14 protein-coding genes are annotated in these 16,605 nt (G+C 32.3%); 6 read left to right on the forward strand and 8 right to left on the reverse strand.

The window, feature by feature from the left end; genetic code table 11:
• Positions 1 to 5: 5 nt before the first annotated feature.
• On the reverse strand, positions 6 to 1,085 hold the full coding sequence (locus tag QHG34_RS02475; RefSeq protein WP_282628564.1) for a TerC family protein: 1,080 nt from the start codon (positions 1,083 to 1,085) through the stop codon (positions 6 to 8).
• A gap of 110 nt (positions 1,086 to 1,195) precedes the next feature.
• Between QHG34_RS02475 and QHG34_RS02480 the strand changes: the two genes are divergently transcribed.
• The 4 genes from QHG34_RS02480 (at position 1,196) to lon (ending at position 7,868) form a co-directional block, all read left to right on the forward strand.
• Positions 1,196 to 2,944, forward strand: a complete 1,749-nt coding sequence (locus QHG34_RS02480; protein WP_282628565.1) for a glycoside hydrolase family 3 protein — start codon at positions 1,196 to 1,198, stop codon at positions 2,942 to 2,944.
• Positions 2,945 to 2,946: 2 nt separating this feature from the next.
• Complete coding sequence (locus QHG34_RS02485; protein ID WP_282628845.1) at positions 2,947 to 4,077, forward strand: serine hydrolase domain-containing protein; 1,131 nt, start codon at positions 2,947 to 2,949, stop codon at positions 4,075 to 4,077.
• 23 nt (positions 4,078 to 4,100) lie between these two features.
• On the forward strand, positions 4,101 to 5,237 hold the full coding sequence (gene bshA / locus QHG34_RS02490) for an N-acetyl-alpha-D-glucosaminyl L-malate synthase BshA (protein WP_282628566.1): 1,137 nt from the start codon (positions 4,101 to 4,103) through the stop codon (positions 5,235 to 5,237).
• A gap of 192 nt (positions 5,238 to 5,429) precedes the next feature.
• Positions 5,430 to 7,868 (forward strand): endopeptidase La, encoded by a 2,439-nt coding sequence (lon, locus tag QHG34_RS02495; protein ID WP_282628567.1) that lies wholly within the window; start codon positions 5,430 to 5,432, stop codon positions 7,866 to 7,868.
• A gap of 57 nt (positions 7,869 to 7,925) precedes the next feature.
• On the opposite strand, the gene QHG34_RS02500 is transcribed toward lon, so the two are convergent.
• From QHG34_RS02500 to QHG34_RS02530, 7 genes are all read right to left on the reverse strand, one after another.
• Positions 7,926 to 8,207 (reverse strand): GIY-YIG nuclease family protein, encoded by a 282-nt coding sequence (locus QHG34_RS02500; protein WP_282628568.1) that lies wholly within the window; start codon positions 8,205 to 8,207, stop codon positions 7,926 to 7,928.
• 187 nt (positions 8,208 to 8,394) lie between these two features.
• Positions 8,395 to 9,081 carry a DUF6048 family protein gene (locus QHG34_RS02505; protein ID WP_282628569.1) on the reverse strand — a complete coding sequence of 229 codons (687 nt, stop codon included), beginning with the start codon at positions 9,079 to 9,081 and terminating at the stop codon, positions 8,395 to 8,397.
• The gene (locus QHG34_RS02510) at positions 9,035 to 9,628 is read right to left on the reverse strand and encodes a DUF6452 family protein (RefSeq protein WP_282628570.1); all 594 of its coding nucleotides are present in this window, start codon (positions 9,626 to 9,628) and stop codon (positions 9,035 to 9,037) included. Before QHG34_RS02510 ends, QHG34_RS02505 begins: the two co-directional genes overlap by 47 nt.
• 16 nt (positions 9,629 to 9,644) lie before the next feature.
• Complete coding sequence (rlmD, locus tag QHG34_RS02515) at positions 9,645 to 11,063, reverse strand: 23S rRNA (uracil(1939)-C(5))-methyltransferase RlmD (RefSeq protein WP_282628571.1); 1,419 nt, start codon at positions 11,061 to 11,063, stop codon at positions 9,645 to 9,647.
• An 82-nt stretch (positions 11,064 to 11,145) separates the two neighbouring features.
• Complete coding sequence (locus QHG34_RS02520; RefSeq protein WP_282628572.1) at positions 11,146 to 11,880, reverse strand: hypothetical protein; 735 nt, start codon at positions 11,878 to 11,880, stop codon at positions 11,146 to 11,148.
• A gap of 75 nt (positions 11,881 to 11,955) precedes the next feature.
• Entirely contained in the window at positions 11,956 to 12,753 is a 798-nt protein-coding gene (locus QHG34_RS02525; RefSeq protein WP_282628573.1) for a hypothetical protein, read from the reverse strand.
• A 17-nt stretch (positions 12,754 to 12,770) separates the two neighbouring features.
• On the reverse strand, positions 12,771 to 13,592 hold the full coding sequence (locus QHG34_RS02530; protein WP_282628574.1) for a hypothetical protein: 822 nt from the start codon (positions 13,590 to 13,592) through the stop codon (positions 12,771 to 12,773).
• 739 nt (positions 13,593 to 14,331) lie between these two features.
• On the opposite strand from QHG34_RS02530, the gene cysD reads away from it, so the two are divergent.
• Positions 14,332 to 15,240, forward strand: a complete 909-nt coding sequence (gene cysD, locus QHG34_RS02535; RefSeq protein WP_282628575.1) for a sulfate adenylyltransferase subunit CysD — start codon at positions 14,332 to 14,334, stop codon at positions 15,238 to 15,240.
• Positions 15,241 to 15,291: 51 nt separating this feature from the next.
• A complete protein-coding gene (locus tag QHG34_RS02540; RefSeq protein ID WP_282628576.1) occupies positions 15,292 to 16,527 on the forward strand; it encodes a sulfate adenylyltransferase subunit 1 in 1,236 nt (411 codons plus the stop codon).
• Positions 16,528 to 16,605 lie beyond the last annotated feature (78 nt).

Consider the following 16,605-nt stretch of genomic DNA (forward strand, 5'->3'; position numbering starts at 1 on the left):
TTTAGTTATTTTGATGTTTCTGATCGATTAGAAAGTAGCGACCAAACTATTGTAATCAATAAAACTCCTCCAATAATTGAGAGAGATACTGTTGATTCAAAATGATAGAAAGGCATAATAATCATTTTAATACCAATAAAGCTTAAAATAATAGCCAATCCATAATGTAATTTATTGAATTTATCCATTGAGTTTGCCAATAAGAAATACAATGAACGTAAACCTAAAATTGCAAAAATATTAGATGAATATAGGATAAATGGATCATCTGGTGCAACAGCAAAAATAGCAGGAATACTATCTACAGCGAATACCAAATCGGTTACTTCAATTACCATTAAAGCAACAAAAAGTGGCGTTGCCATTTTAATTCCGTTTTGAACAGAAAAGAATTTATCTCCATCAAAATTTGGTGTTACTTTAAAGAATTTATGAACCAATTTAACGCCAATATTTTTTGATAAATCTTGCTCATCCTCATCATTATCAGATTTCCACGATTTGATACCCGCAACAACTAAGAAGAATCCGAAAAGTGTTAAAACAACATTTGGTCTAAAAAATTCTTTTGTAGCAAAGTTAGCGTGTGCAGCGTCTTCGGCTAAATTAAAATGCCAGTCTCCAATAGAAAAAGCTGGTAAATAAGTCATTTTAATTAATTCAACTCCTGCGAAAATAAAGATTGCACGGAAAAATAATGCGCCTAAAATACCCCAAAAAAGAACTTTGTGCTGATACTCTTTCGGAATTTTGAAGAACCCAAAAACCAAGATAAAGACAAATAAGTTGTCGACGGATAGAGCTTTTTCTATCCAATACGCAGCCTGAAATTGGGAGAATTTATTAATGGCAAAGGCATGTCCATCAGCTTCTTTAAACACAAAATAGATTACTCCACTAAAAATCATTGCCAAAGAAATCCAAACAACAGTCCAAATTAAAGCTTCTTTGTTCGAAACGGCATGTGCATTTTTGTTAAAAACACCTAAATCAAGCAGTAACATAATAATTACTGCGACTCCAAAAACAGTTATTAGTCCAGGATGATTTAACATACTATCCTGCACAACACTGAAAATACTCATATAATTTTATTTAATTTCACAATTTACTATAAATTTACCAATCCAAACCGATTAGCCTTAAATTTATGTTTCCTAATAAGAAAAAACGTACAAAATTAATTTATTCCGGAATGAAAAGAGTCATCCAATTGGTAATCTTAACAATTATTTTACCTATCGCTTCAAGAGCACAACAAATTTCTCCTCTATATAAAGATTCAATTCAGATGAAGTGTGTTGACGAAAAATATAATTCGATGTCATTAGACGAGAAAGTTGGTCAATTATTTATCGTTGCAGCCTATACTAATAGAGATTCAATTCACGAAAATGATATTTTAAAATTAATTGAAAAAGAACACATCGGAGGATTAATTTTTATGCAAGATCAAGCGGCTCATCAAATTGAGTTGACGAATAAATTTCAATCCATTTCTAAAATTCCATTATTGATTGGTATGGATGCAGAATGGGGATTGGCAATGCGTTTGAAAGGTGTAGAACGTTTTCCTTGGAATATGACGCTTGGCGCTTTGCGTGATAATAAAATGGTTTATCAAGTAGGGAAACAAATTGGTGTACAAGCTAACAGAATGGGCGTTCAGTTTAATTTTTCGCCTTCGGTTGATGTTAATGTTAATCCAAATAATCCAATTATTGGAAATCGTTCTTTTGGTTCAAATCCTGATCGCGTTGCAGATAAAGGAATTGCTTATATGGACGGAATGCGCGCGCAAAACGTATTATCGTCTGCAAAACATTTTCCTGGACATGGAAATACAGACCAAGATTCGCACAAAACATTGCCTTTGATTCCAGATAATAAAGCAGATTTAGAGAAATATCACATTGCACCTTTCAAAAAAATGATTGAAGCTGGTGTACAATCAATTATGGTGGCGCATCTAAATGTACCTGCTTTGGAGCCAGATGCTAAAATTCCATCTACTTTATCAAAGAATATTATTACAGATTATTTGAAAGGAGAGTTACAATTTAAAGGAATTGTAATTACAGATGCGTTGAATATGGATGGAGTAGCAAAAATGTTTCCTGCTGGTGATGTGGATTATAGAGCATTTGTAGCAGGAAATGATATTTTATTGTTTTCTCAAAATGTACACGTTGGGAAACAAAAAATTATTGATGCAATAAATAAAGGTCAAATTTCTGAAGCGCGTTTAGAAGAAAGTGTGAAGAAAATTTTGATGGCGAAATATATCACAGGTTTAAATGAAATTAAAACTTTAAATCCTACAAATGTGTTAGAAGATTTGAATTCTCCTGAAAATTTAGCGTTAACAACTAAGATTTTTGAGAAAGCTTCGACGGTTGTAAAGAATGAACACAAACTATTACCAATTAAAAAATTGAATCAAAAAATAGCATTCGTTCCGCTTGAACAAACAGATTATGATCAATTTTTGACACATTTACAAAAATATGCAAATGTTGAATTAGTAAAAATTTCAAATCCAAATCAAATCAATTTATTAAATGATTATGATGTGATTATTTCTGGAGCGTTTTTATCGAATGAAACGGTTTACAAACCATATAAATTGTCAGATAATTCGAAAGCAATTTTGAAAGCGTTACCAAAAGACAAAAAGAAAATCTTTTCGTTATTCACAAGTCCTTACGGTTTGAAAGATCTTGATTTATCAAATTTGGACGCAGTTACAGTTCATTATCAAAATACAAAAGATGCTCAAGCAGCGGCTGCACAAGTTATTTTTGGAGCAATTGATGCAGATGGAACGTTTCCTGTAGATATCAATCAAAATTTGAAAGAAGGACAAGGAATTGTAACAAAACATATCAAACGTTTAGGATTTACTTCGCCTGAAAATGTGAATTTAGGAAAAAAAAACTCTTAGAAATAGATAAACTTGCAGAAGAAGCAATTGCAAATCATTACACGCCTGGAATGCAAATTTTAGTCGCTAAAGACGGGAAAATCGTGTATGATAAAAGCTTCGGAACACAAGATAAAAATTCTTCAAAAAAAGTGAAGTGGACAGATTTATATGATGTCGCTTCGGTAACAAAGGTGACGGCGACGTTGCCTTTGTTGATGTTGGAGGTTAACGAAGGCAAGTTAAACCTCGATCAAACAATTGGAGAAATTGATAATGATGCGAAGAACTCGAATAAATCTTCTTTAAAAGTTCGTGAAGTATTAGCGCATCAAGCCGGTCTTAAACCTTGGATTGGCTTTTATAATGAAACCGTCAATGTAAAAAATGCGCGATTATATTTAGATTTCTATTCGAGAAAGCAAGATGAAGAACATCAAATAAAAGTTACGGATAACATTTTTATCATCAATTCTATAAAAGATACGATTTATGAAGATATTTATAAATCTTCTTTAGGTCGTAAATCATACGAATATTCAGATTTAGGTTATTATATTTTCAAGAAGAAATTAGAAAAAGATTTTGGGAAAGATTTGAATCAACTAACGCAAGAGAAATTTTACCAATCATTGGGAATGTATCGCACAACGTTCAATCCAAAAGAAAAATTTAGTTTAGAAGATATTATTCCAACCGAATATGACAAAACATACAGAAATCAACTCGTTCATGGTTTTGTACACGATCAAGGAGCTGCAATGATGGGCGGAATTGCTGGTCATGCTGGTTTATTTTCTAACTCGATTGATTTGGCAAAATTGATGCAAATGTATTTGAATGGAGGCGAATATGGTGATGAGGTTTATTTGAAGCCAGAAACGGTGGCGGAATTTACAAAACAACAATTCAAAGGGAATCATCGTGGAGCTGGCTTTGATAAAATGCAAACAACGTCTAAAATAGGTCCATCAGCCGAAAGTTTTGGTCATACAGGTTTTACAGGAACAATGGTTTGGGCTGATCCTAAATATAATATTGTGTATATTTTTCTTTCGAATCGTGTCAATGAAACTGTTGAGCCAAATTATCTTTCCATTAAAAAAGTGCGAGAAAATATTCGACAAGTCATTTATGAAGCAATTTTACCTTAAATTTGTCTAAATAAAAATCGCAAATGAAAATAGGAATTGTATGCTACCCAACTTACGGAGGAAGTGGGATTGTGGCAACAGAACTGGGAATGGATTTAGCGGAAAAAGGTCATGAAGTACATTTTTTTAGCACAAATGTTCCTGCGAGATTAAACATCAAATTACCAAATATATACTTTCATCGAATTCATGTCGAAACGTATCCATTGTTTCAATATCAGCCATATGATTTGGCGTTGAGTACAATTTTGTATGATAAAGTTTTGCATTACGAATTAGATTTGGTTCATGTACATTATGCGATTCCGCATGCGTATGCAGCGTATTTTACGAAGCAAATGTTGGCGCGAAAAGGCTATAAATTACCAATTGTAACAACCTTACACGGAACGGATATTACATTGGTAGGGAAACATCCTGTGTATAAAACGGCTGTTGAATTTTCGATCAACGAATCTGATGCTGTAACATCGGTTTCTGAAAGTTTGAAACAAGATACGCTTTGTGCATTTGACATTACAAATGAGATAAAAGTAATTCCAAACTTTATTGATAACGAACAATTTTCTCCAGAAAAATATGTGTGTTGTAGAGCGAATTTAGCTCAACCAAAGGAGAAAGTAATTTTACATACGTCTAACTTAAGAAAAGTAAAACGCATTCAGGATGTAATTGGTACATTTAATTTGATCCAGAAACAAATTCCGTCAAAGCTGATTATTGCTGGAGAAGGTCCTGAATGGGAACTAGCAGATCAAATGATTCAAGATTTAGGCATTCAAGATAAAGTAAAAAGTCTAGGTATGGTAAGTGACTTGAATGATGTTTTGAAAGCCGCAGATTTATTCCTTTTACCATCTGAACAAGAAAGTTTTGGTTTGGCAGCGCTTGAAGCAATGGCAGCAAGTGTTCCTGTTATATCATCAAATGCAGGTGGAATTCCAGAAGTAAATATTGATGGTGTGACAGGTTTTGTTTGTCCAGTTGGAGATGTCGAAATGATGGCAGAAAAAGCAATTTATATCTTAGAAGACGACAAGCGTTTGGCAGAATTTAGTTATCAAGCAAAAGAACAAGCAATACGATTTGATAAAACAGCAATTCTTCCGCAATATGAAGAACTTTATCGCAAAGTTATCGCAAAATCTAAAATCGGGTAAATCCCGATTTTTTATTATCATAAACCTTTATTGAAAAACTGACAATACATTTTATTGGCACAACGTTTGTCTTATTTATACTCGCTTTTCTAAATGCTTCAAACAAGAACTATATCCTAGTTTTTCTGGTATTATGAAAAGCTTTCGTCAGTTAAAAATAGTTTTACTGACACTTTGAACGTATAAAAAATTATGAACATAGACAATTTGTCATTAGCACAAGTAATGGAAGAAGAAATCGAATTAATTCCTTTGATGAGTAAAGACGAAGAAAGCAAGCTGAGCAAGCAAGATATTTCTTCGGTATTGCCTATTTTATCGTTAAGAAACACTGTCTTATTCCCGGGTGTGGTTGCGCCAATTACCGCGGGTAGAGATAAATCTATACAACTTTTAACACAAGCTTATAAAGAAGATCGCATTATTGGAGTGCTTTCGCAGAAAGAAATTGCTGTGGAAGATCCTACACAAGACGATTTGTATACAGTTGGTACAGTTGCGAAAATCATGCGAATGATAAAGTTGCCAGATGGAAACATTACGGTGATTTTACAAGGGATGAAACGCTTCAAAGTCAAAGAATTTGTCACAGATGATCCTTATTTCAAGGCTGAAGTAGAAATTTTGACAGAAAAAGTTCCGACTTCACGCAACAAAGAGTATCCAATAATTATAGAGTCGATTAGAGATTTAGCTTTTCAGATTGTAGAAGAAAATCCGATGTTGCCTTCAGAAGCTGCAGGAGCGATAAAAAGCATCGAAAGTAACACGTTTTTAATCAACTTTGTCGCGTCTAATTTGACGTTGAGTTTAGATGAAAAACAGTTGTTGTTAGAGATTTCTGATATGAAACTTCGCGCAATGGAAGTGATGCGTTTTATGAATGTTGAGCTTCAGAAATTGGAGTTGAAAAATACAATTCAGAATAAAGTTCGCAAAGAATTAGATCAACAACAAAAAGAATATTTCTTGAATCAACAAATCAAATCGATTCAAGAGGAGTTGGGAGGAAATTCGACAGAAGAAGAAATCAATGAAATGCGCAAACGTGCTTTAACGAAAAGTTGGAGCGAAGATGTAGCCAATCATTTTGATAAAGAAATTAATCGTCTTTCTCGTCTAAATCCGCAAATGCCAGAACATAATATTCAGCGCAATTACCTTGAATTTATGTTGGATTTACCTTGGAATACCTTAACGAAAGATAACTTTGATATCAAGAATGCAAAGAAAATTTTAGATCATGATCATTATGGTTTAGAAGATGTGAAAGAACGTATTTTGGAGCATCTTGCAGTCTTGAAATTGAAAGGAGATATGCGTTCGCCAATTCTTTGTTTATATGGACCTCCAGGTGTTGGTAAAACATCGTTGGGGAAATCTATTTCAGAAGCGATTGGACGAAAATATGTACGTATGTCGTTGGGTGGTTTACATGATGAATCTGAGATTCGTGGTCACCGTAAAACTTATATAGGAGCGATGCCAGGACGTATTTTACAATCAATCAAAAAATCTGAATCTTCGAATCCAGTTTTTGTTTTAGATGAGATTGATAAAATGACAGCGAGTGCACATGGAGATCCTTCATCAGCAATGTTAGAGGTTTTAGATCCTGAGCAAAATTCAACTTTTTATGATAATTTCTTAGAAATTGGCTACGATTTATCGAAAGTATTTTTCATTGCGACAGCCAATAATATTGGAGATATTCCAAGTCCGTTGCGCGATCGTATGGAGATGATTAATATTGCAGGTTATACAATAGAGGAGAAATCTGAAATCGTAAAACGTCACCTTTTACCAAAACAATTAACAGAACATGGCTTAAAAGAGAAAGATGTTGTGTTAGGTAAAAAAGAAATCGAATATTTGATTACGGGTTATACGCGCGAATCTGGTGTTCGTAAATTGAATCAAAAAGTTGCAAAATTAGTTCGTTCGGCTGCAAAACATATTGCGTTGGAAGAAGAATTTAATGCTAAATATTCAATCGAAGATATTTCGAAAATCTTAGGACCTTCAATCACGCCAGATCAATATGAGAACAATGAAGTTCCGGGTGTTGTGGTTGGTTTAGCTTGGACAAGTGTTGGAGGAGATATTTTGTTTATCGAATCTATTTTATCTAAAGCGAAAAATGGTGGACTTTCGATTACAGGAAATTTAGGAACTGTGATGAAAGAATCTGCGACAATTGCGTTAGAATATATCAAAGCGCATGCGGATGAGTTAGGTATTAAACCAGAAGTTTTCGAGAATTATAAAGTTCATATTCACGTGCCAGAAGGAGCAACACCAAAAGATGGACCATCTGCCGGAATTACAATGTTGACGTCTTTGGTTTCGTCTTTTACACAACGTAAAGTGAAAGCAAAATTGGCGATGACAGGTGAAATTACACTTCGTGGAAAAGTTTTACCAGTTGGCGGAATTAAAGAGAAAATTTTGGCGGCAAAACGTGCAAATATCAAAGAGATTATTTTGTGCGAAGACAACCGAAAAGATATCGAAGAAATTAAAGCAGAATATGTGAAAGGAATGACTTTTCATTTTGTAAAAGAAATGAAAGAAGTTTTAGACATTGCTTTAACAAATCAAAAAGTAAAAGGAGCAAAGGTTTTGGATTAGTCTGAAATCTTCTCAAAACTAAAAAAGGAACTCAATTAGAGTTCCTTTTTTTGTATGTTATAAAATATTAATATCTTTTAAATTAAGATTTTTAGATTTAATCAAATTGATTTTCCATTCTCGTTTCCAGTTTTTTAATTGTTTTTCTCTTAAAATAGCTTGGCTAATTGAAGTAAATTCTTCAAAATAAATTAGTGATTTTAGATTGTATTTTTGAGTGAAAATTGAACCCATTCCTTCTTTATGAGATTCTATTCTTTTAACTAAATTGTTTGTAACTCCAATATAGAAAACAGTTCGATATTTGTTTGTAAGTATATAAACATAATATATTTTCATGACAAATCCTTACACATAATGTGATCCTGAAACGAGTTCAGGATGACTTTGTTATAAAAACTAATTTAGTTATTAATAATGATAAAAAAGAAAATGTCAAGCTGAATTCATTTCAGCTTCGCGTCAAGAAAGTATAAAAAAGGAGCTAAATTTTTTAGCTCCTTTTTTATACTTTCTATTCTTAACCCTACTTTATCTTATAAGCAATTCCCCAAAAAATAGGCATATTAAATGGTCCATTGTATTTTCCATAACCAGGAATAACCAAAGGATCAATTCCTTGATCTTTTTTACCACCAATATAAGCTGCAGGATGCAAAGCTAATTCACCATAAAAATTCTTGAAAATCTCTACACGTCCACCAACAACAGCTTCTATCCAATAACTGCTTACACTTGCTTTTGGCAAACTTCCTGTTCCTGTAATCTCATTAGATTGTAAATCTCTAATCGGATAACTATTGATGGTTTGCGAATATTTAGAATAAGCAATTCGTCCACCAATGTAAATTCCGTTCGAATGGTTGTCTACATCTTGCGTTACAAACCAGTTTGCACCAAGCTTTGCAAAAACGCCATCAACATCAACATTCCAATTAATTTCATTGAACTTATTTTTTTCTATTCCAGCTTCTACAACGGCATGCCACTTATTATTGATTTGATAAGAAGCATAAGCGCTTGCGCCTTTTTTATCATTAAAAGCAGAAACAATTGGATTAAATAAATCTACTCCCACAAAAATATCGTGATACTTTTTCTTCGGAATAGAATCTGAAACAGAAACTTTTGTCGAATCTGTTTTATTTTCTTGCGCGAAACTAAAACTAGTTACGAGGATCAGCAAAAAGCTTAATAATAGTCGTTGAGCCATCTTTAATTTCAGTATTTACAGTTTCTATATTTTTTATCCAATTGGTATTACCATTTCGTTTTACTAATTCTACTTTTGTTCCAGAAAAAGTAATTCCAAATCCACAAGCTTTTGATGTGTAACTGTTTGATATTGCATCGTATGTTAATACCAAGACATCTCTTTTAGCTCTTTTAACACTAATGATTTTATCTTTATTAATAGAATCTCTAACGTAAACATCACGACCTTGAGCAACTTTATAAATCATTTTTTTGTATTTATTGTTGCGCAATGCCATCCCAAAAGTTGTTTTGTTTTGGACATTTCCTGAATCTACTTTTATCGTATCTGTTGGTAAATTTTTGATTGTATCAGCTAAACGATAAGACCAATAATAGATTGTATCTTCTAATTTAGTTGTTGTACCAGTATAATACATATCAGTAACCAAGCGCGGTACTTCACCTTCGTCTGTACAAATATCATCATCTTCACAGCTATAGAATGCTAAAGCAACGATAGAAGCAAAAATTGAATAAGTTAGAAAACGTTGAATATTTTTCATTTTTTTGGATTGAATTTTAAATTCGCTCTAAAAGTACAATATTTTCTACATGATGTGTTTGTGGAAACATATCAACTGGCTGAACTTTAACAATTTTATATTGCTCTTTCATCAATTCTAAATCGCGTGCTTGTGTTGCAGAATTACACGAAACGTACACAATACGTTCAGGATTCATGAACAAAATATTTTCAACCACTTTTTTGTGCATTCCATCGCGTGGAGGATCAGTAATCAAAACATCTGGAATTCCGTGTTCGTTAATGAAATCTTGATTCAAAACATCTTTCATATCACCACAGTAGAAATCACAATTATCAATTCCATTAAATTTTGCTGCCGCTTTTGCTGCATCAATCGCTTCTTGAACAGATTCTACACCAACTACTTTTTTCGCTTTTTTCGAAACGAATTGAGCAATTGTTCCAGTCCCTGTGTATAAATCGTACACTAACTCATTTCCAGTTAATCCGGCAAAATCGCGAGTTAATTTGTATAATTCGTAAGCTTGTTCTGGATTTGTTTGATAAAAAGATTTTGGACCAATTTTGAAATTCAAATCTTCCATCTTTTCCATAATATGATCTTCTCCAGCAAAAACTTCGATGTCTAAATCATAAACAGAATCGTTTTGTTTTGGATTAATCGCATACAATAAAGAGGTAATTTCTGGGAATTTATCTTTTAAGTTTTGTAAAAAAGCTTCACGATTTTCTTTTTCTTCACGAAAGAATTGAACTAAAACCATCACTTGTCCATTCTGAGAAGTACGGATCATTAATGTTCTCAATAAGCCTTCTTGGTTTTTTAAATCGAAGAAATCTAAGTTATGCTCTAGTGCAAAACGTTTTGCTTCGACACGAATCGCGTTCGAAGGATCGCGTTGTAAGTGACATTTTGTAACATCTAAAACCTTAGACCAAGCTCCAGGAATATGGAATCCAACAACATCACGATCGTCAAACTCTTTACCTGACTGAATTTCTTCTAATGTTAACCAACGTGCATTAGAAAAAGTAAATTCTAATTTATTGCGGTAAAAATATTGTTCTTTAGAACCTAAAATTGGAACAATTTCAGCCTCTAAATCTTTGAAACCTCCGATGCGAACCAAATTGTTAACCACTTCGTCGTGTTTAAATTTAAGTTGCGCATCATAGCTCATATCTTGCCATTTACAACCACCGCAAACACCAAAATGCTCACATTCTGGCTGAACACGATAAGGAGATTTTGTATGAATTTCGATTGCTTGTCCCTCTAAATAGCTGCTTTTTTTCTTCAAAACGTGTACATCTACAACATCTCCAGGAATCGCACCTTTTATCAGAACTGTTTTTCCTTCCTCTGTTCTACCAACTGATACACCTTTTGCACCAGCACGTAAAACTTCTATATTATTTAATATGATTTTTTGTTTCGCTTTTCTTGACATTTTGCAAAGGTAAGGAAGTCCATGCAATTTTTATAAGTGTTTTCTTATTAAAAAAAACGAGTTTTATATAATAAAGAAAATGTTAATTTGCTGGTACTGCATTCAAATAATTTTCATAATTACTTGGAGAGAATTTCCAATCCACAGCATTATTATTGCTATCAGTACTTAAGTTTTGTATCAAAAGATATAGTGTTGTATTGTCATTTTGAACATCTACAATTGTTGAACCTGTAATGAAATTAGGATTGTTTGCTGTTTGATTTTTAATCATATTTCCTCCAAAATTTTTAGCAACATTACCAACATAAGTAAAGTTAGTATTGGATACTGTAGTAGGAGAAGATGACAGATATAATGATAACCAATATGGGTTTAAATTTGTTGTAGCATTGGTAGTTCTTAACATGATTGTTAGTCCGGTATTTATCATCCATTTACCTTTAGATAATACGATTGAAGCTTGAGAATATTTGATAGGAGTTGTAGATGTATCCGAATTAATATCACCAGAAGATGAATTAAAATTACCACTTGTTACATACTTAAATACAGGTAAATCTTGCCAAGTTCCGATACCAGTTGCATCACTTACTAACACTTTTCCTACACCCTGAGTTCCATCTACAATTTTTATTGAACCAGCGCTAGAACTATTAATCTCTAATTTTGTACTTGGAGCAAGTGTGCCAATTCCAACATTTCCTGTAGAAGTTATTATAAAATCATCAGTATGGGTTGATGGTGTTCCTAAAACTGTATTTGTTGCAGCATCTATATGTAAAGTACCTTGTGGATTTGTTGTACCTATCCCCACTTGACCAAAAGTATAAAAGCTAAGAAGGAATGTTATTTGAGTTAAAATATTTTTTTTCATTTTTAAAATGGTTGATTAATTACTATCTAATGGAACTGCGTAAAAATAGTTTTCCCAATTATTATTAGTTATATTCCAATTTCTTTTTGGGGCAGTATCCGATTGATTATTTTCAACTAATACCTTAATTGTAGTATTTTGTTTAACCCTAATAATAGAAGATCCACTAATAAGATTTGCATTACCTACGCTACTTGTCCTGTTCGCTATCATCAATCCTGCGTAACCTGTATTATTACCACCACTACCTAAAAAATCAAAAGTTGAATTTGTTCTGCTTGTTTCAGAGTCAGATAAATAAATATGTAGCCAATAAGGGGTATTAACATCATTCATTTTAAAAGTTCCTCCAAAATTTACCATCCATACTCCTGGAGTAAGGTTTATTGAAACAGATATATATTTTGTACCTCCAGAATTATCAGAAACAATTGTCGGAATGTTTTGCCAATTGCCTAATACAATCTGCTTTATACTTCCTTGTACATACCAAGATCCTACACCGTTAGCATCACTTAGTAAAAAAGCATTTTGTTGTTGCGTACCATCTACAATCTTAATAGCTCCGTTGGTAGCACTTTTTATTTCTAATCTTTTACTTGGTGTTAGTGTTCCTATACCTGTATATCCTTGCGATGTTATCACTACATCATCATTAATATTAGTAGAAGGAGTACCTATTATTGTGTTATTTGATGCATCTACATGCAAAACTTGTTGCGGAGAATTAGTCCCAATTCCAACTTTTCCATTTTGAGAAAAAACTAATGTAGATAGACATAATGAGATTAAATAATATAAATTATTTTTCATTTTTTTAATTTTAATGGTTAGTTAATCGGAATTGCATAAAAATAATTCTCTGGAGAAGAGGTATCAAACTGCCATGTAGCAAGATCTTCTAATAATAGATACAAATTGATAGGAGATGTAGAAGTTACTTCTATAATTGTTGTTCCAGTAAAAAAACCTTTTCCATTCGCTGTTCCATCACCATAGATTACACTTGCGTAACCAGTAGCATTTCCTGCAGGACCTAAATTTTTCCAACCTACATAACTTTGACCAGAATTAGAACTTGAGATTTTACCATGTAACCAAAATGCATTTGCAATATTTTTAGATGTAGATAATCTTATACCCATATTTACAATCCATTTTCCTGTAGTTAAACCCGTGAGAGAGAGATTAGAATATAGATTACTCCCATTTGATAAATATTCACCTTTTGAATTTACAACTTCAGGTGAAGTGGTTATTTGTTGTGGTGTTCCATTGTATGTCCAAATTATAGCAGATTTAAAAGAGTTTGGTTTAATCCATTTTGCTAAACCTGAATTATCACTCATAAGATATTTTCCAACTCCTTCCGTTCCATCTGTAATTTTAATAGCTCCATTAGTCGTTCCATTATTAATCTCTAATTTGGTAGTTGGCGAAGTAGTTCCTATACCAACATTTCCATTGGTTTGAGAAATAATGAAGTCATTAGATTGTTGCACATTAGAAATTGCCGAAGTAGCATCTTTGGGATTATCTTTATTTCCATCAATATGTAGAACTCCTTTAGGGAAACTTGTTTCTATTCCTATTTGACTATAAGCATAGGCAAATAAGAAAAAACTTAATAAAAGTGTAAGTTTTTTTATCATAATAAATTTAGGTTGGTTTTCGTCTTTTGTTAAAACATAAGCGAAAAATATTGTCAAAATTAAGTATGATTTGTATGTGTTATAAGAAGATTTATGTTGAATGGTGAGAGAGATGTTAAATATAAATTTAGTTTAATTAATTGTTTTTCAGTGTTTAACGTTTTAATAAATCGGAATTTATAATTTTTTATTTTATATAAAACTCATGTTATGCTTTTGTTATAAATGATGAGATAATGTTACTTCTCATATCATTTATAAAAAGATAATAAGAAGAAACTGTAGCTCATTTTTTCAAGATGGGTTGTATAAAACCTGTACAATAGGTTTAATTGTAGAATATTCATTTTTTATCTTTTTTGAAATCGATCGTTGTATTTTAAATAAAATTTTTATTTTTACAACATAAAATCTATCGGTTTTATAGATTATTATTTTATTAAAATAATTTATACAGAATTTTTTTCTTTAAATAAGGTAGAAAATAGGTTTGTTATTTAAATTATCCTATTAATTATAATAATTTAGAAAAATAATATAATTTTGAAGTCAGAAATGAAACAAGAAAAATGAAAAATTTAGTCTTTAATATGTCAATGTATATGTGTCGCTCTTTGCAAGAGGAGGAAATTGTTGTGACGTATTAATAACGAAAATAATAATTCATAAACTCCTCCAGCTTGTTGAGGAGTTTTTTATTGTCAAAAAATAAGTTAGAAAGTTAGAAATTTAGAAAAGAATGTCAAGTCAAGAAAAAAATTATTTAAATCAATTAGAAGACGAAGCAATCTACATTTTGAGAGAAACAGCGGCTCAATTTGAGCGTCCAGCGTTGTTATTTTCAGGAGGAAAAGATTCTATTGTTTTGATTCATTTAGCATTGAAAGCTTTTCGTCCAGGGAAATTTCCTTTTCCATTGGTACACGTAGATACAGGACACAATTTTCCTGAAGCGATAAAATTTAGAGATTATTTGGTCGACCAAATCGGCGAAAAATTGATAGTAGCTTCTGTAGAAGATGCTATAAAAAAATATAATCTGAAAGAAACAGCTGGTCGTTTTCCTTCTCGTAATGCCTTACAAACGTATGCGTTGTTAGATGTGATCGAAGAAAATGAGTTTGATGCATGTATCGGAGGAGCACGTCGAGATGAAGAAAAAGCACGTGCAAAAGAGCGTATTTTCTCGGTTCGAGATGATTTTGGTCAATGGGATCCGAAACTTCAACGTCCAGAATTGTGGAATATTTTGAATGGAAAAATTGAAAAAGGACATAATGTTCGTGTTTTCCCGATTAGTAATTGGACAGAATTAGATGTTTGGAATTATATCAAACAAAATAACATCGAATTACCAAATTTATACTTTGCTCACGAGCGCGAATGTATTGTTTACAATGATAAATTAATTGCGACTTCAGATTTTATTCAGCCAAATGCTGATGACAAAGTTGTAGTAGAAAAAGTGCGTTACAGAACGGTTGGTGATATGACGTGTACAGCGGCTGTACCTTCGGATTCTTCTACGATTGACGATATTATTACTGATATTATTAATACAAGAATCAGCGAAAGAGGACAAACTCGTTTGGACGATCAATTGTCAGAGTCAGCAATGGAAGACCGCAAGAAACAAGGTTATTTCTAAGTCAAAATTTTTTTAAACAAAACTCTATAATATCTATAGAAATTAAGTAAAATGAATACATTAAAATTTATAACAGCAGGAAACGTAGACGATGGTAAAAGTACTTTAATAGGACGTTTACTTTACGATTCGAATAGTATTCACACCGATCAATTGGGTGTTTTAGAAAAACGTAAATCAAACGAAGATGATGAAATTGATTTGTCTTTGATTACTGATGGTTTACGTGCTGAGCGTGAACAAGGAATTACAATAGATGTAGCGTACAAATATTTTTCGACAGCAAAACGAAAATTTATTATTGCAGATGCGCCTGGACATGAGCAGTATACGAGAAATATGATTACAGGTGCTTCAAATTCGGAGTTGATTATTATTCTGGTTGATGCGCGTAAAGGAATTACTTCTCAAACAAAACGCCATGCAAGTATTGGTTCGTTAATGGGAATTAAAAAAGCAATTATTGCGATTAATAAAATCGATTTGGTTGATTATTCACAAGATATTTTTGAAACGATAAAAAATGATTTTCAACAAATTCAAGATCAATTGAATTATGATGAAGTGACTTTTATTCCAGTTTCTGCTTTGGTTGGTGATAATATTGTCGAAAAATCTGCGAAAACGCCTTGGTATAATGGTGAAACATTATTGCATCAATTGGAAACAGTTACGATTGAAACTGATAAAAATTTAGCAGCTCGTTTTCAGGTTCAATGGGTAATTCGTCCAAAAGATGAAGAGCATCACGATTACAGAGGTTATGCGGGACAAATTTTGAGTGGAGTCTACAAAGTAGGAGATTCTATCAAGGTTTATCCATCAAATATCGAATCAAAAATTGTTAAAATAGAACGTCATTTAGAAGAAGTTAATCAGGCTGAAGCAGGAGAAAATGTTGTGATTCATCTCGAAAATAATATAGATATAAGTAGAGGAGATACAATTGTAAAAACTTCTGAAGAGCCGCAAACGACAAATGAGCCAAAGGCGTGGATTTGTTGGTTAGACAATAATGCGTTACAACAAGGAAAAACGTATGTGTTGCAACATCGTTTTCATTCGGTTCGTGCAAAAATCAAAACAATCGATCAGCAATGGGACATCAATAATTGGGAATTTATTCCTTCTGATGAAATCAAGTTAAATGATATTGGACAAGTGGTTTTAAAGACAAATCAGCCTTTATTTTTCTATTCTTTCAAAGAAAATATTCATACAGGAAATGCAATTTTGATTGACGAAACAACGAAAAATACAGTCGCAGCTTTGATGTTTATTGACTAATTTTTTTAAGTAAAATTCGTCAGTTCGAGTGATTTTTAGAAGTGATATTTATAAAAATTGTATCGAGAACTAAGATGA

The organism is Empedobacter sedimenti, assembly GCF_030005555.1.
In the GTDB taxonomy this organism is placed as follows: Bacteria; Bacteroidota; Bacteroidia; order Flavobacteriales; family Weeksellaceae; genus Empedobacter; species Empedobacter sedimenti.

Excerpts from the sequence above, each read along its gene's own strand:
- QHG34_RS02475 (WP_282628564.1), bottom strand. The coding sequence starts at position 1,085 with ATGAGTATTTTCAGTGTTGTGCAGGATAGTATGTTAAATCATCCTGGA.
- QHG34_RS02480 (WP_282628565.1), top strand. The coding sequence starts at position 1,196 with ATGAAAAGAGTCATCCAATTGGTAATCTTAACAATTATTTTACCTATC.
- bshA (WP_282628566.1), top strand. The coding sequence starts at position 4,101 with ATGAAAATAGGAATTGTATGCTACCCAACTTACGGAGGAAGTGGGATT.
- lon (WP_282628567.1), top strand. The coding sequence starts at position 5,430 with ATGAACATAGACAATTTGTCATTAGCACAAGTAATGGAAGAAGAAATC.
- QHG34_RS02500 (WP_282628568.1), bottom strand. The coding sequence starts at position 8,207 with ATGAAAATATATTATGTTTATATACTTACAAACAAATATCGAACTGTT.
- QHG34_RS02505 (WP_282628569.1), bottom strand. The coding sequence starts at position 9,081 with ATGGCTCAACGACTATTATTAAGCTTTTTGCTGATCCTCGTAACTAGT.
- QHG34_RS02510 (WP_282628570.1), bottom strand. The coding sequence starts at position 9,628 with ATGAAAAATATTCAACGTTTTCTAACTTATTCAATTTTTGCTTCTATC.
- rlmD (WP_282628571.1), bottom strand. The coding sequence starts at position 11,063 with ATGTCAAGAAAAGCGAAACAAAAAATCATATTAAATAATATAGAAGTT.
- QHG34_RS02525 (WP_282628573.1), bottom strand. The coding sequence starts at position 12,753 with ATGAAAAATAATTTATATTATTTAATCTCATTATGTCTATCTACATTA.
- QHG34_RS02530 (WP_282628574.1), bottom strand. The coding sequence starts at position 13,592 with ATGATAAAAAAACTTACACTTTTATTAAGTTTTTTCTTATTTGCCTAT.
- cysD (WP_282628575.1), top strand. The coding sequence starts at position 14,332 with ATGTCAAGTCAAGAAAAAAATTATTTAAATCAATTAGAAGACGAAGCA.
- QHG34_RS02540 (WP_282628576.1), top strand. The coding sequence starts at position 15,292 with ATGAATACATTAAAATTTATAACAGCAGGAAACGTAGACGATGGTAAA.